Genomic DNA, 15422 nt, shown 5'->3' on the forward strand with positions numbered 1-15422 from the left:
GGCTCCGTAAGGAGCCCGCCCCAGCCTGAGGACTAGCTGGCGTTGTAGTTGATCGTCACTACCGCGCCCTTGCACGCGTCCTGGTTCGTCAGCGCCTTGTTGTTGAACGCGAGCGAGTACGTGAACGCCTTGGAGCCTCCGGCAGCGATTTCACCGGCCGCAAAACTCGTCGCGGCGACAGGAGCGAGCGCGGTAGCTGTGCTGGAACCACCAAGGACGTAGTCGGTCTCGTCACACGTGCCGCCGGGCGCTCCGACTGCCTTCACGACGGTGACGTAGCCTGTGATGGTGGCGACGCTGGCGGAGTTCGCGGCGTTGTTCGTGACGGTGCCGTGCACCGTCTGGGAGGTCGCACCGGGGTAGAGGGCGGTGAGGACCGGCGTGGCGTCCTGGGTCACGGACAGGTCGGCTGCGCCAGCGGAGGTCGACGCGGTCCCCGCACCCAAACCGCTGGTCGTCCAGTACGCGTAAGCAACCCCGGAGCCGACGAGGCCGAGCAGCGCGGCGGAAGCAACAACGGCCGAGGTCTTCTTGGAAAGAGTGCGCATGTCAAACTCACCTTCGAGGAGGTCATTAGTGCCGCTGTTTCGCTGAAAAGCTCCCTGGCCGGGAGGTCCCCCGCGTTCTCCTGGAACTTTGCTAGCGGCCCGAAATTCTTCGGGCTGTGGTCACGGGTTGATCTTGGCGGTATGTCCGGGTTTGCCGGGGGTTAAAAAGAGGTGAAGACCCCAAACAGAGCGGGTGAAGAGTCCGTTTTGATCGTAGAGAGCCCCTCCGAGCTGACGTTCCGCACTTCTCGATGGCGTTTTGGCCCCCCACTTCTGTGGGGTCAGGACTTCGCTGGTCGGGCTGGTCTCTCGGGGGCGGCCTGACGTAGGAGTAGTTCGCCTGCGGTTGTTGAGATCTGCTCCATCTGGGCGATGAGTTGTTCGATCCGGCGGCGGTTGGCGATCCAGCCCCGGTAGAGCTCGGCCTCGGCGCCGGTGAGTCGGCGGCTCACGGTCTTGCCCGCGACGGCCCTGCTCCATTGGTAGTAAGGCCCGTGGCGTTGCGGTGGGTCGCCCTGGCAGCGGCAGCCGGACTTCCCGCAGGAGGTGTATCGGCTCACGACGCTGCCCTGGCTGATGAACCCGACGGTCGCGAGTTCAGTGGCCAGTTCCGCGGCGAGCGCACGGTAGGTGAGCTCATAGCGTTCGAGGCGATCCGGCACGACACACCTCGATTCTGCTCCGACGTCCCCGATCAAGTATCGGTCAGTAGTTATGCTGACCGATATCGAGGGACCCGTCAAGGAGGACCGTGTTGACGCCATCAGAGCCGTTGACCTTGCGCAGCCAGCGGCTGGGCTGCCTACCGATCGTGAACTTCTTGTTCGACCGGATGCGCCTGACTGAGCGTCTGGCGAGCTACCTGCCCACCGACGACGCCCGGCTGCGGTTGGCGCCAGCGGCGGTGATCGCGGTAGTGGTCCGCAATATCGTGACCGGCCACCGCCCGGTCTATGCCCTCGGGGAGTGGGCAGCCCCGTATGACCCGGCGGTCCTCGGGCTCATACCCGGCGACGTGGAGCTGCTCAACGACGACCGGGTCGGGCGGACGTTGGACCGACTGTTCGACTGCGATCGGGCGAGCCTGATCACCTCCACGGTCCTGGGGGTGATCCGCGAGTTCAACATCGAGACTTCCCAGCTGCACAACGACTCGACCACCGTCACCGTGACCGGCAACTACCCCGACGCTGACGGGCGGACCCGGGGCGGGAAACCAACCCCGGCGATCCGCCAAGGCCACAACAAGGACTATCGTCCCGACCTCAAGCAGCTGCTGTTCATCCTCACGATCTCCGCCGACGGTGCGGTGCCGATCGCCTACCGGGTCGCGGACGGCAACACCCCCGACGACGTCACGCACGTCCCGACCTGGGACGAGCTCCACGCCCTGGTCGGCCACCCGGACTTTCTCTACGTCGCGGACAGCAAACTGTGCTCAAAGCAGGCGATGGGTCACATCCACGCCCACGGCGGGCGTTTCGCCCGCGATCGTGCCGCACGGCCGGCGGGAGGACACCTGGTTCCGAGACTGGGCCCAGACCCACGCCCCAACCTGGACCGAAGCCCGGCGTACACCCGGACCGCGAGCTGATGACCCCGACCGCATCTGGCGCACGTTCGGGGCCCCAGCTCCCTCAGCCGATGGCTACCGGGTGATCTGGGTGCACTCCAGCAGCAAAGCGGCCCGCGACGCATCAGCTCGCGCCGCTCGAATTGAGGCAGGGCTCGCCGCGATCGACGCCGTCGCGGCCCGCCTTGTCAGCCCCAAGACACGCCTGAAGACCCGGGTTGCCGCCGAACAAACCGCCACCACCGCCCTCGCAGCGGCCGGCGCCACCCGCTGGGTCGGCTTCACCATCACCGAGACGACCGAGGTCGACCACCGCCAGGAGAACCGTGGCCGCCCCGGCAGCGCGACCCGCTACCGACGCATCGAGAAGAAGGTCTTCACCATCACCGCCGCGATCGATGCCGACAAGGTCAGCTACGACGCGGTCACCGACGGCTGCTTCCCGCTCATCACCAACGACACCGTGATGACCGGCGCCGAAGTCCTCGCCGCCTACCACTACCAACCGAACCTCGAACGCCGGAACCACCTGCTCAAAGGACCGCAGGAAGTCGCACCGGTCTACCTCGAAACCCCGCACCGCATCGAAGCACTGCTGCTCTGCCACTTCCTCGCCATGCTCACCGAAGCGCTCATCGAACGCGAGATCCGGACCTCCATGAGCACTCAAGGTCTGGTCGGGATCCCGCTCTACCCCGAACTACGCAACTGCCCCGCCCCCAGTGCCCCGCGCATCCTGGAGATCTTCCACGACGTCCAACGCCACCAGCTCATCAACAACGCCGACGACACCACCGTGCAGACCTTCGAGCCCCAACTCTCCCCGCTGCAAGAGCAAGTCCTCGACCTTCTTCACATCCCAACCAGCATCTACAGCTCGATCGACGCCCCCTGAAGTGGGGGGCCATATCGACTACGAGAAGTGCGGAACGTCAGTCCGAGCGCCCCAGGACGACGGTTCAGCCGTCACCCGTTCGGCCGATACCGTGTACTTGTGCCCTCCAGCCAGACCACCAGCCAGACCCCCAGCCCCACTTCCGGCCCGTTCGCCCGGTTCGCCCGATGGACCAGGCCGGTGCTGGTCGCCAACCTCGTCGCCCAGATCGGGCTGATCGTCACGGGCGGCGCGGTGCGCCTGACCGGGTCGGGCCTCGGCTGCTCGTCCTGGCCGCAGTGCGAGCCGGGATCGTTCACCCCGGTGCTGCACGGGGCGTCGTCGATCCACCCGTTCATCGAGTTCGGCAACCGGACCCTGACCGGGGTGCTCGGCATCATCGCGATCGCCGTCGCGCTGCTGGTGTTCAGCAACCGGGGCCGGTCCACGAGCTTCCGGGTGCTCGGGCTGGTGCCGCTGATCGGGGTGCTGCTGCAGGCGCTCATCGGGGGCGCGAGCGTGCTGCTGCACCTGAACCCCGCCATCGTCGGGGTGCACCTGCTGCTCTCGATGGCGCTCGTGGCGGTGTCGGCCGCGCTGGTCTTCCGGCACGACGAGGCCGACGGGCGCCCGGAGTACCTGGTGCCGGCCCGGACCGTGCAGCTCTCGCGGGCGCTGGCGGTCGTAGCCGCCGTCGTGCTCGCCCTCGGCGTGGTCGTGACGGGCTCCGGACCGCACGGGGGCGACGCCACCGTGGCCTACCGGTTCGCCGGCGACCCGGTGGTGATCGCGAAGACGCACGCCGCGGCGGTCTGGATCTTCACCGCCCTGCTGGTGACGCTCGTCGTGCGACTGGTCCGCGGGGCCGCGCCCAAGCGAGCCCGCCGCGCGGCGTTCGTGCTGGTGTGGATCACCCTCCTGCAGGGCGTGATCGGGTACGTGCAGTACTTCACCGGGCTGCCCGAGCTGCTCGTCGGGCTGCACATGCTCGGCGCGGGGCTGCTCACCACCGCCACGACCTGGACGCTGCTGACGCTGCGCCGGCGCTGACGGACGTTCCCGCGGAAACGCCCTTCGACTCGGGAGCGCTCCCAAAACCCTCGCGCGATGTCGGTGGCAGGTCCTAGCCTTTTGCAATGAACCCAGCAATCGGTGCACAGGGACTGGTCAAGCACTACGGGGACGTCAAGGCGCTGGACGGCGTCGACATCTCGGTGCCGGTCGGCACCGTGCTCGGCCTGCTCGGACCCAACGGGGCCGGCAAGACGACGATCGTGCGGATCCTGTCGACGCTGCTCAAGCCGGACTCCGGCAGCGCGCAGGTCGCGGGCATCGACGTGCTGGCCGACCCGAGGGGCGTGCGCCGCAAGATCGGGCTGTCCGGGCAGTACGCCGCGGTCGACGAGTACCTCACCGGCTACGAGAACCTGGACATGATCGGGCGGCTCTACCACCTCGGCCGCAAGAAAAGCCGCGAGCGGGCGCGCGAGCTGCTCGCCCAGTTCCGCCTGGACGACGCCGCGGACCGCACCGCCCGCACCTACTCCGGGGGCATGCGGCGCCGGCTGGACCTCGCCGGCGCGCTCGTCGCGGACCCGCCGGTGCTCTTCCTGGACGAGCCGACCACGGGCCTGGACCCGCGCGGGCGGCTGGACATGTGGGAGATCATCCAGACCCTCGTCTCGCGCGGCACGACGCTGCTGCTCACGACGCAGTACCTCGAGGAGGCGGACCTGCTCGCCGACGAGATCGTCGTGATCGACCACGGCCGGATCATCGCGCAGGGCACGTCCGACGAGCTCAAGAGCGAGGTCGGCGGGGAACGCCTGGACATCACCGTCGCCGACGGCGCCCGGCTCGCCGAGGCGCGCGACCTGCTCGAACCGCTCGGGATCGGGCAAGCCACGCTGGACGCCTCGCGGCGCCAGCTGCTGATTCCCGTCTCCGGCGGGGCTGCGGTGCTCACCGAGGCGTTGCGCCGGCTGGACGGCGTCGGCCTCACGGTGGACGACGTCGGCCTGCGCCGGCCCACGCTCGACGACGCGTTCCTGATCCTCACCGGCCACGACACCGGGGTGGCCGAGACCGTAGAAAAAGCGAACGCGACTCGCAAGACCCGGAAGGAGGCAGCCCGATGAGACTCCCCTACGCGATCACCGACGCCGCCGTCGTCGCCAAGCGCAACGTCATCAAGATCAAGCGCGTCCCGGACCTGCTCGTCTTCACCACGCTGTCCCCGATCATGTTCGTGCTGCTGTTCGCGTACGTGTTCGGCGGCGCGATCAAGATCGAGGGCAGCGGCACCGGCGCGAACTACAAGGAGTTCCTGATCGCGGGCATCTTCGCCCAGACCGTGGTGTTCGGCGCGACGATCACCGGGGCCGCCCTGGCGGAGGACATCAAGAAGGGCATCATCGACCGGTTCCGGTCGCTGCCGATGGCCCCGTCGGCCGTGCTGACCGGCCGGACGATGTCCGACGTGATCAACAACGTCATCGTGCTGATCGTGATGTCGCTCACCGGGCTGCTCGTCGGCTGGCGGATCCGGGGTTCGCTCCTCGAGGCGCTCGCCGGGTTCGGGCTGCTGCTGGTGTTCGCCTACGCGGTGTCCTGGATCATGGCGTGGGTCGGCATGATCGTGCCGAGCCCGGAGGTGGTGAACAACGCGTCGTTCATCATCATCTTCCCGCTCACGTTCGTAGCGAACACGTTCGTGCCGCTGGAGAGCCTGCCGACGGTGCTCCAACGGTTCGCCGAGTGGAACCCGGTCTCCGCGGTGACCCAGGCCGCGCGGGTCCTGTTCGGCAACATCCCCGACGGGACGCCGCTGCCGACCGCGTGGCCGCTGGTGCACCCGGCGGCGTACACGCTGCTGTGGGCGGCGGCGATTCTGGTCATCTTCGTCCCGATCGCCAACGCGCAGTACCGCAACGCGACGAGCCGGTGAGGGCGGCGGCCACGGTCCCGCGGTTCTTGGGGAGGCGAGCTCAGCGGCCCGGATCCTTGACCAGGGTCGGCACGAACCTCAGCCGGCTCGTGTCGGGCTGACGACCTGGCACACCCCAGAGGTCGAACGGTGGCAGGGCATCGACCCGCGCCAACGCGAGCCTGGACAGGCCCCAAATCGCGATCGTCGCGATCCCCGCGACGGCCCAACGGCTGCTGATCGTGGTCATGAACGATCCCCCTGCGACGCAGACTCACTCAGTCACCGAGCACGGCGAGCCAGTGCGATTTCACCCGCTACAAAGGTCCGTTCTCGGGGGGCTCGTGTCGGGACGAACACGACTAGTCGGAACAAATAGGCGCGACCCGGGTGCGTGTCGGCACACACGCGGGGGCCGACTCCGATGAGCCGGCCCCCACGTGTGCCTCGCGGATTGCTTAGCGCAGACCGATGTTGACGTAGTAGGTCTGCCCGTCGTCGAGCCGGACTCCGATGCGCCAGTAGTTGCCACCGGAGCCGGTCTTCCAGTTGTAGCTGTACTGCTGAGCAGTGGCGTCGTACTTGAACACGCTGCCGATGTCGGCCGACGGCGTGTAGACCGACTCATCCACCGGGGCGCTCATCGTGCTGCCCCTGACCGGTGTCAGCCAGACCGGGGCAGTTGTTGCCTGGACGACCGCGCCGGCCGCGTTCCTCAGCTGGAACTTCGCTGGAACGGTGCTGCCGGCCTTGAAGACGCTGGTCGACAGACCGACCTGGTGCGCGGTGTCGTTGATCGGCTGGAGGAACCCGTCGAACCGGTAGGTCACCGCGTAGGTGCCCGTCGTCGGGGCGCTCGTGTTGCCGGCCTTGTCGGTCGCGGTCGCGGAGTAGGCGAACGTACCGACCCCGTTGGTCGTACCGCCGGTGACGATGACCTTGCAGCTCTCAATGCCGGAGAAGCTGTCCGTCGCCGTGCAGGTCGCGGTCGGCGTGGCGCCGAGGGTGTAGGACCCGTTGGCGACGTTGACCGAGGTGACGGTCGGGTTCTCGTTGTCGATCGCGATGCCCGCCACGGTGGCGCTCGCGCTGTTGCCGGCGATGTCCATCGCGCTCCGGGTGACCGACTGGTTCGCGCCGTTGCTGGTGACGGTCACGTCGTCGGGGCACACGCCCACTCCGGACAGGGCGTCCGAGCAGGAGAAGTGCACCTTGACCGTGCCCGTGTACCAACCGTTGACGAGCGTCGTGCCCGGCACGATCGCGCCGTTGATAAGTGGCGCCGTCTTGTCGAGCTTGACGGTCACCGAGTCGGTCCCGGTGTTGCGGGCTACATCGCTCGCCGAGCCGTTGACCGCGAAGCCACTGGTGGTCGTCTCAGAGCTGACCGTGACGTCCGGAGTGACCGAGGCGGTGTCTACGCTCGAGCCCGGGTCAGTGTCCTTGGCGTTGAAATGGACGGTGACGTTGCTGTTGTTCCAGTCAGCGGCGTTGGCCGCCGGGTTCACGGTGTGCGTCACCGTCGGCGCGATGTTGTCATAGTCGAGGCCACCCTTGTTGGTGGGTTCGACATTTCCGGCGTTGTCGACCGCGAAGTAGTCGAAGGTCGCGTGGCCGGTGCCGTCGGTCGGGATGCTGAGCGACGTGCTTGCGCCCGTCGCGATCTGCTCGGCTCCGCCATTGACGGAGTAGTGGATCTCCTTGACGCCCGACGGGCCGACGTCCGTGGCGCTGAGGACGACCGTCGCCGTGCCGCCCTTGCAGTAGAGGTTGGTCGCCGTGCACTGGTTGTCCGCTGTGGTCTGCGGCTCGTGACCGTCGATGTTGATCCCAGTGACGGTCTTACCCGCACTGGCGTTGCCGGCAACGTCCGTCCCAGCGGCGCTGGTGACGGTCTGGTTCGCGCCGTCACCCTTGAGCAGGACGTCGCTGGGGCAGGCCGCCACGCCGGAGCCGGCTAGACCATCAGCCAGAGTTGGGTCGGCGCAGGTGAAGCCGACGACGACGTCGCCCTTGTACCAACCGGCCGTGTTGCTTCCCGCCGGGAGGACGCCGGTGACCACGGGCGCCGTGCGGTCGATCTTGATGCCCGCGAGAGATGCACCGTCGCTGACATTTCCCGCCTTGTCGGCAATGGTCTCCGGACCGGCACCGAGGTTGCGGCCCTCGCCCGAGACCGTGCTGTTGGCGGGCTGCGTCGCCGGGTTGATGTTCGACAGCGCGTCAACACCGGTCCAGGCGACGTTGACATCGCCCCTGTACCAGCCTCCGGCGTTGGGGTCCGCGGTCGGAGCGCCGCTCAGGGTCGGCTTGGTCTGGTCGATGTTGATCGTGCCGACATCGGTACTGCTCTTGTTGCCGGCTACGTCGACCGCGTCGCCGTGAACCTTCAAGTCCTTACCGTCGTTCGTGAGGATGGTGTCCCCGGCGCAGCCCGCGACACCGGTCTGCAGCCCGGAGCCGACGTCATCGCAGGTGAACTTCACGTTGACCTCGGTGTTGTTCCAACCGAAGTCGTTGGCAGCCGGGGTGGCGGTGCCGGTGATCGTCGGGGCGAGTGTGTCGACGTTGACGTCGACGGAGAAGAGGGCCTCTGCGTTGTCAGCGAGGTCCACGCTCCAGTAGCTGATCGTGTGGCGGCCTGTCGACAGGTCCGCGGTGAACAGCCCACCGTAGGTCTGCGTCGCGCCTCCGTCGATCCGGTAGTAGGTCGCAGCGATGCCGGAGCCGGCGTCGACGGCGTCGAACGCGACCGGAATCCCGCTGACGACGAACCAACCAGTGACCGGCGAAATCGGATTGATGACCGTGGTCCTGGGTGCGGTCTTGTCGATCTTGAGAGTCAGCGGCGCGCCGGCAGTTTCGACATTCCCGGCATGGTCGGTGCTCCAGAAGGCGATCGTGTGCACGCCCTCGGCGCCGAATGGGAAGGCGCCCGTGTATGGCTGCGGGTCGCCGCCATCGACCTTGTAGTACGTCGCGGCAACGTCGGACAGGTTGTCGCTGCTGGCGAGCGTGATGTCAACGGCCTTGCCGTACCAGCCGCTATCGAGCGGGTCGGCAAGATGGGACGTCGTGGTCGGCGCCGTGCGGTCGATCTTGATGCCAGACACCGTCGTGGTGGTGGAGTTGCCGGCGACGTCCGTGCAGCTCGCGGTCGCGGACAGGTCGCGGCCCTCGCCCGCGACGACGACGTCCGCCGGCTGGCCGAGCAGACCGGACAGACCGTCGGTGCAGGTCCAGCCGACGGTGACGTCGTTGGTGTGCCAGCGGTCCGGGAACGTGCCGGTGAGCACGGGGGCGGTCTTGTCGACGTTGATCCCGGTGACCCCGGCGCTGCTGGAGTTGCCTGCAGCGTCGGTCGCGGTGCCCGAGGCCGACTGGTTCGAGCCCTCGACGAGCGCCTTGCTCGCGGACACGCTCACCAGTCCGGACCGGTCATCGTTGGCGGCGTAGGTGACGGTGACGTCGTCCTTGTACCAGCCGGCGCCGTTCTTGGTGCCGACGGCGGTGGCGTCGATGGTCGGGTCGGTCTTGTCGATCGCCACGCTCACACTGTCCGTGGCCGAGCTGCCGGCCCCGTCGGAGGCGGTGCCGGTGACCGTGGTGCTGCCCTCGGCGCTCGTGGTGACCGGGGGCGTGCAGCTGGCGACGCCGGAACCGCCCTGGTCGGCGCAGCTGAAGGTCACAGTGACGTCCTGGTTCGTCCACGCACCGTCGGTGTAGGTCAGCGGGGTGAAGGCATGGCTGATGGTCGGCGCCGTCTTGTCGATCTTGATGTGCGCCGTCTGTACGGCCTCGGTGTTGCCGGCCTTGTCGGTGCTTCGGAAGGTGACGGTGTGGTCGCCCTCTGTCGCGAGCGTGAACGTGGTGCCATTCTGCGTCTCTCCTCCGTCGACCGTGTACTCGGTCTTCGCGACAGTGGAGAGATTGTCGCTGCCAGACAGGGACACGGTGACGTCGCCGTTCGTCCAGTTGTTCGAGGTTCCGCCGATGCCAGTGGTCGGCGCGGTGCGGTCGATGTTGACCGCAGGACTGCTGGTCGCCGTCGTGCTCAGGCCAACGCCGTTGAGGACAGTCTTGGAGCTGGTCAGGGCGGAGCCCTCAGCGGTGATCGTGGTGTCGGTCGGCGCGACCGGGATGCCCGATTCGGGGTCCGCTGCGGTCCAGTGGACGGAGACGTCTCCCGAGTACCAGCCCGCGGCGTTGGGCGAGGTCGTGGGGACGCCGGACAGGGCCGGCGCGGTGGTGTCGCTGGCCGCGACCGTGACCGACGCCGTCGTGATGTTCCCCGCTGCGTCGGTGGCGGTGCCGACGACCGTCGCGCCGGCGGGGCCGACCACCTTGGAGTTCGTGGTCGAACCGTCTGCCAGGCACGTGACGATCCCGGAGTTGGCATCGGCGCAGGTGAAGGTGACCGTGGTCGTGCCGTCTGCGTTCTTGGTCTGGGATCCGGTGATGCTCGGGGCAGCCTTGTCGAGCCGAACGGTCACCGAACCGGATCCGACATTGCCGAGACGGTCGCTTGCGGTCGAGGTCGGGGTAGCGCTGCCATTGGCGTTCACGGTCACGGAATCCGGATTCGGGCCAGTCCCGACGCCGGAGCCGGCGTCGGTCGCCGTCCACGCCACGGCGGTATCGGTCTTGTTCCAGCCGGCCGCGTTCGGCGCCGGAGTCAGCGCGGCGCTCACGACGGGGCCCGTGTTGTCCAGCGTGTACGAACTTTGCGCCGACCCGGAAGATCCGGTGCACCTACCCTGCCCGTTGAAGTTCGGTGACGCCGCAGCGGTCACGGCCTGCGCGCCGTCACCCGCGCCCGCGGTTACGGGGAAGGTCCATGTCGACTTCGCCGTGGCGGACTGCTGGCGGGCGGTGAAGGCGCCCGCAACGTCTACGCACCGGGTATCGGAAGCGGACGTTGTCACGGTCAGCGTGAGCGCGCCGCCACTCTTGGCATAGAGCACGCCGCCGACGTTCACCGTCCCGCTACCCCCGGTGAACGCTGCAGTGGTTGTGAAGTTCGAGGCGAACGCCGGGGAGATACCCACTGAGACCACCGCAGTCACGCCAGCGGCGATCGCTCCCAACCAACGAAGACCAAGGGCCCTGGGCCTTGGTGCTGAACTCATGATTCCCCCGGTGCTAGGGGGCGTCGGTTTCGCCTCTGCTCCCCCCGGGGCCAAAAGGGCGACCAGCACGCCCCAGGGATCATCGCTCGCCACGTGTGGATTGTCACCGTGCCTGAAAGCGACGACCCAAATGCCCGAAACACACCGATTTCACCCAGAACGCCGCCAATGTTCACCCGAATGCCGGATCCGCACCCCGCCACGGCCGTCGTCGAACTCGGAGGTTCACCCCAACTCGCACACTCCAGTGTCTGAGGACGCAGCAAGCCTCCGAGTTCGCCGGCCGGCAGTAGGCGCTAGGCCGTCCGGGGGTTGAATTGTCGGAATTCACCCGGTTGCCGAACGCGGCGGCGTCGGGCGACTTACCTTTCGACGATGACCGACAGACCACGGGCAATCGCGCACGCGATGCTCACCCAAGCGCTCGCCGGGGAGCCCATCGTGGCGCCCGCGCTGGTCGGCGCCGATCTCGCCACGGCGGCCATCTGGCTCCGCGAGCGGGCCGCCGGGGTCCTGTCCGAGGCGCTCCGCCCGCACGAGCTGCTCGACCTGATCACCATGATCTTCGAATCCGAGCATCCCGCGCTCCCCGAGCAGGACGCACGGTCCCGAGTGGGAACGACCTGGCAGTACGCGGCTGCGCTGGAGGTCGCCACGGCCGAGCTCGCCGGCAACGGCAGGCAGGCCGACCCCATCACGGTCGCGAACCTCACCCTCGACCCAGACGGGATGCTGACGGCCCTCGCCGAGCTCACCGCTCACCTCTTCCGCCTCCACGACGGACCCGGGGCGCGCGCCGTCGTCCGCGCCCTGCGCCCCTGACCGGTCAGCCGTTGCGCGCTCCGGGGAGCGCGCTGCGGCAGACACGTCGGGGAGAGGGTCAGGGGGTGCCGGTGCTGCGTTCGGGCCAGGGGGCGTCGGCTGGGCGGAGGGTGGACCAACCCGCGGCCTTGGCGGCGGCGGCGGCGAGGATGCCGAGGACCGCGGACGGGTTGTGCAGGGCGCCGCTCAGCGCGAGCGTGACGGCCTCGTCGAGCGGGACCCAGCGCGCGAGCATGTCGCGCTCCTCGTGCTCGCGCTCGAACAGGTCCGCGTCGGGCACCGCCGACAGCCCGCGGGCCAAGAACACCCGCAGCGCCTCGTCGTTACCGCCCGGACTCGTGTAGAAGTCGACCAGCACGTCCCACCGGGCCGCGACGAGATCCGCCTCCTCGGCGAGCTCGCGGGCTGCCGCGACGACGGCCTCCTCCCCCGGCAGGTCGAGCAGGCCCGCGGGCGGCTCCCACAGCTCGCGGCGCACCGGGTGCCGGTACTGGCGCAGCAGCAGGACGCGCTCGTCGTCGTCGAGCACGATGATCGCGACCGCGCCGGGGTGCCGCAGGAACTCGCGCCGCACGACGACGTGCTCGTGCTCCGAGCCGTCGACCCCGTCACCGAGGTCGACCTCCTCGGCCACCAGGTCCCAGATCATGCCCTTGTGCAGCAGTTCGTGCTTGACGATCGGGCGGGGTGCGAGCGCGTCGGCGACGAGGACGTCGTCGGGCACCTCAGGCGCTCTCGGGCGCGTGCCGGAGCTGGAGCGCCGCGCCGACCAGGCCGGCGAACAGCGGGTGCGCCTTGGTCGGGCGCGACTTGAACTCCGGGTGCGCCTGGGTGGCGACGTAGTACGGGTGGACCTCGCGCGGCAGCTCGACGAACTCGACGAGCGAGGAGTCCGGGGACAGCCCGGAGAACACCAGGCCGGCGGCCTCGAGCTGGCCGCGGTAGGCGTTGTTCACCTCGTACCGGTGGCGGTGCCGCTCGGTGACCTTCTCGGTCCCGTAGGCCTCGGCGATGATCGAGCCGGGCTCCAGGACGGCCTCGAACGAGCCCAGGCGCATGGTGCCGCCCAGGTCGCCGTCGCCGTCCACGATCGCGAGCTGCTCGGCCATCGTGGCCACGACCGGGTGCTTGGTGTCCGGGTCGAACTCCGAGCTCGAGGCATCGGCGAGACCCAGTACGGTCCGCGCGTACTCGATGACCATGGTCTGCAGGCCCAGGCAGATGCCGAGGGTGGGCACACGGTTCTCGCGGGCCCAGCGCAGGGCGCCGAACATGCCCTCGATCCCGCGGACCCCGAAACCGCCAGGGACCAGGATCGCGTCGACACCCTCGAGGGCCTGGCGCGCGCCCTCGGTGCTCTCACAGTCGTCGGACGCGACCCAGCGGATCGCGACCTTCGCGTCCTGAGCGAAGCCGCCGGCGCGCAGCGCCTCGCTGACCGAGAGGTACGCGTCGGGCAGGTCGATGTACTTGCCGACGAGGGCGACCTCGACGTGGTGCGCGGGGTTGTGCACCCGGTCGGTGACCTTCTCCCACTCGGCCCACTCGACGTCGCGGAACGGCAGGTCCAGGCGGCGGATGACGTACGCGTCGAGGCCCTCGGAGTGCAGCACGCGCGGGATGTCGTAGATGCTCGCCGCGTCGGCACACGCGATGACGGCCTCGAGGTCGACGTCGGACATCAGCGAGATCTTGCGCTTGATACCGTCCGGCAGCTCGCGGTCGGCGCGCAGCACGAGGGCGTCCGGCTGGATACCGATCGAGCGCAGCGCGGCCACGGAGTGCTGGGTCGGCTTGGTCTTGAGCTCGCCGCTCGGGCCGATGTACGGCACGAGGGAGACGTGCAGGAAGAACACGTTGTCGCGGCCGAGGTCGTGGCGCACCTGGCGCGCGGCCTCGAGGAACGGCTGGGACTCGATGTCCCCGACGGTGCCGCCGATCTCGGTGATGATGACGTCGACGTCGTCGCCCGCCTGGGCGCGCATCCGGTACTTGATCTCGTCCGTGATGTGCGGGATGACCTGCACTGTGTCGCCGAGGAACTCCCCGCGACGCTCCTTGGCGATCACGGTCGAGTACACCTGGCCGGTCGTCACGTTCGCCATCGCCGTGAGGTTCACGTCGAGGAAGCGCTCGTAGTGCCCGATGTCCAGGTCGGTCTCGGCGCCGTCCTCGGTGACGAAGACCTCACCGTGCTGGAACGGGTTCATCGTGCCTGGATCGACGTTGAGGTACGGGTCCAGCTTCTGCATGGTCACGCGCAGGCCACGGGCCCGCAGGAGCTGGCCCAGGCTCGAGGCGGTCAACCCCTTGCCGAGCGAGGAAGCTACCCCGCCGGTGACGAAGATGTGCCGGGTCGTGTTGAGCATCCGCCCGGGGAGTCGTTTTGATCGGTCTGCCACGGGCTCCAAGTTTACCGGACGTCACGGGCGCTCGGGTCCGGTCTGGGTTCGCGACGCACCGATGGGTGTTCGACGACGGCGGGGGCGGGGGCTGGGCTTGGCGTGTTTGGGGGCGGCGTTCGGGGCGCGTTTCGGTGCCGATCGGCCGGTCAGTACACCTCACCCTTGTCGCCTGGCCTCTGGCCCCGGAGTGAATGCTGGTTGCATCGCTGGTTGCATGAGAGGTGCGCCCTGGCGCAGATCCGATGCAACCAGCCGTACAACCAGCCCCACGCGGGCCCGTTGGGGCGGTACGGCGGCTCGATCTCGGTCGGCGAGCGACGTTGTTCGCTGATCGGTCAGCGGACGCTGCTGGTCGCACCCGGGCTCGATGGCTGCCGTGTGTACCGGCGCGACGACGAGTCGTCGTGCGCCTCCCCCTGCCGGCTCGCGGACACGTGCCGTCGCGGGGATTCGATCCGCACTGCCGAGTGATCCGTCGTTCGGTCCAAAATAGTTCGCCGAAACCCTTGCTTTGTCCGTTTTGACGGGATATCTTTAGAACAAGAGTTCGAGTTGATGGCCGCAGGGGGTGGCGAGTGATGGACCTGGATACCGGTGCTGACGCCGCTCTGTGCGCCTCGCTGATCTCTTCCCCGACGGTAGCGGGCACGTCCGACAACGTCCCCGATGCGCCTGCCGGGGAGTGTTCGGTGGGTCTTGCGCGGGCGGCTGCGGTGGCCGAGACGATGGGTCTGTTCGCGGCGGTCGCCGGTGAGGCGGCGTCGTGGGCGACGGCGGAGCGGCGCGCGGTGCTCACGTACCTGGACCGGTCGATCGACGTGCTCACCACGGTGCGCGCCACGGTCCTGGTCGCGGAGCGGGACTCCGCAGCGTGGGTGGGGTCGGGGGACGGGTCGTTCGAGCGGTGGCGCGGGCGCACGTCGCGCACGGGCAAGCGGGTGGCGCGGGCGCAGGTCCGCCAGGCCACCGAGCTCGGTGCGGTGCCCGGCGCGACGACCGCGGTCATCGAGGGGCGGATCGGGCTGGACCACGCCAAGGCGATCGGGCGGATCGCGTCCTCGTCGTCGAGCCCGACTGTGCGCGAGGCGGCCCGGTCCCCGGAGGGTCAGACCCACCTGCTGGGCCTCGCCGAGACCATGGACGCC

General features: G+C 68.7%; 13 protein-coding genes. 7 read left to right on the forward strand and 6 right to left on the reverse strand.

Going from position 1 to position 15422, the window contains the following annotated elements:
* Window positions 1–32: 32 nt before the first annotated feature.
* Together VIM26_RS03835 and VIM26_RS03840 are read right to left on the reverse strand one after the other, a co-directional pair.
* A complete protein-coding gene (locus tag VIM26_RS03835) occupies window positions 33–548 on the reverse strand; it encodes a hypothetical protein (protein WP_331949012.1) in 516 nt (171 codons plus the stop codon).
* A 281-nt stretch (window positions 549–829) separates the two neighbouring features.
* Window positions 830–1210: a DUF6788 family protein gene (locus VIM26_RS03840; protein WP_331949013.1), complete on the reverse strand. Its 381-nt coding sequence runs from the start codon at window positions 1208–1210 to the stop codon at window positions 830–832.
* Window positions 1211–1299: 89 nt separating this feature from the next.
* Between VIM26_RS03840 and VIM26_RS03845 the strand changes: the two genes are divergently transcribed.
* The 5 genes from VIM26_RS03845 to VIM26_RS03865 all read left to right on the forward strand — a co-directional run bounded on the left by VIM26_RS03845 (window position 1300) and on the right by VIM26_RS03865 (window position 5942).
* Entirely contained in the window at window positions 1300–2142 is an 843-nt protein-coding gene (locus VIM26_RS03845) for an IS1634 family transposase (RefSeq protein WP_331949014.1), read from the forward strand.
* Window positions 2143–2203: 61 nt separating this feature from the next.
* Complete coding sequence (locus VIM26_RS03850; protein WP_422662202.1) at window positions 2204–3016, forward strand: IS1634 family transposase; 813 nt, start codon at window positions 2204–2206, stop codon at window positions 3014–3016.
* Between the two features lie 99 nt (window positions 3017–3115).
* Window positions 3116–4045, forward strand: coding sequence for a COX15/CtaA family protein (locus VIM26_RS03855; RefSeq protein ID WP_331949016.1), 930 nt, complete (start codon window positions 3116–3118; stop codon window positions 4043–4045).
* 86 nt (window positions 4046–4131) lie between these two features.
* On the forward strand, window positions 4132–5133 hold the full coding sequence (locus VIM26_RS03860) for an ATP-binding cassette domain-containing protein (protein WP_331949017.1): 1002 nt from the start codon (window positions 4132–4134) through the stop codon (window positions 5131–5133).
* On the forward strand, window positions 5130–5942 hold the full coding sequence (locus tag VIM26_RS03865; protein WP_331949018.1) for an ABC transporter permease: 813 nt from the start codon (window positions 5130–5132) through the stop codon (window positions 5940–5942). Before VIM26_RS03860 ends, VIM26_RS03865 begins: the two co-directional genes overlap by 4 nt.
* Before the next feature lie 40 nt (window positions 5943–5982).
* Here the strand turns inward: VIM26_RS03865 and VIM26_RS03870 are convergent, their stop codons facing one another.
* Complete coding sequence (locus VIM26_RS03870) at window positions 5983–6171, reverse strand: hypothetical protein (protein WP_331949019.1); 189 nt, start codon at window positions 6169–6171, stop codon at window positions 5983–5985.
* Window positions 6172–6379: 208 nt separating this feature from the next.
* Entirely contained in the window at window positions 6380–10969 is a 4590-nt protein-coding gene (locus VIM26_RS03875) for an OmpL47-type beta-barrel domain-containing protein (RefSeq protein ID WP_331949020.1), read from the reverse strand.
* 456 nt (window positions 10970–11425) lie between these two features.
* Here VIM26_RS03875 and VIM26_RS03880 point away from each other — a divergent pair, with 456 nt between their 5' ends.
* Entirely contained in the window at window positions 11426–11872 is a 447-nt protein-coding gene (locus VIM26_RS03880; RefSeq protein WP_331949021.1) for a hypothetical protein, read from the forward strand.
* 58 nt (window positions 11873–11930) lie between these two features.
* Here VIM26_RS03880 and VIM26_RS03885 read toward each other — a convergent pair whose 3' ends face one another.
* Both VIM26_RS03885 and VIM26_RS03890 read right to left on the reverse strand, forming a co-directional pair.
* Window positions 11931–12521 carry an NUDIX hydrolase gene (locus VIM26_RS03885; RefSeq protein ID WP_331949023.1) on the reverse strand — a complete coding sequence of 197 codons (591 nt, stop codon included), beginning with the start codon at window positions 12519–12521 and terminating at the stop codon, window positions 11931–11933.
* A gap of 76 nt (window positions 12522–12597) precedes the next feature.
* Entirely contained in the window at window positions 12598–14241 is a 1644-nt protein-coding gene (locus VIM26_RS03890; protein WP_331949024.1) for a CTP synthase, read from the reverse strand.
* Between the two features lie 725 nt (window positions 14242–14966).
* On the opposite strand from VIM26_RS03890, the gene VIM26_RS03895 reads away from it, so the two are divergent.
* Window positions 14967–15422 (forward strand): hypothetical protein (locus tag VIM26_RS03895; RefSeq protein ID WP_331949022.1); only part of this gene is annotated, 456 nt, incomplete at its 3' end.

The sequence above is a fragment of the Pengzhenrongella sp. genome (assembly GCF_036565025.1).
GTDB lineage: Bacteria > Actinomycetota > Actinomycetes > Actinomycetales > Cellulomonadaceae > Pengzhenrongella.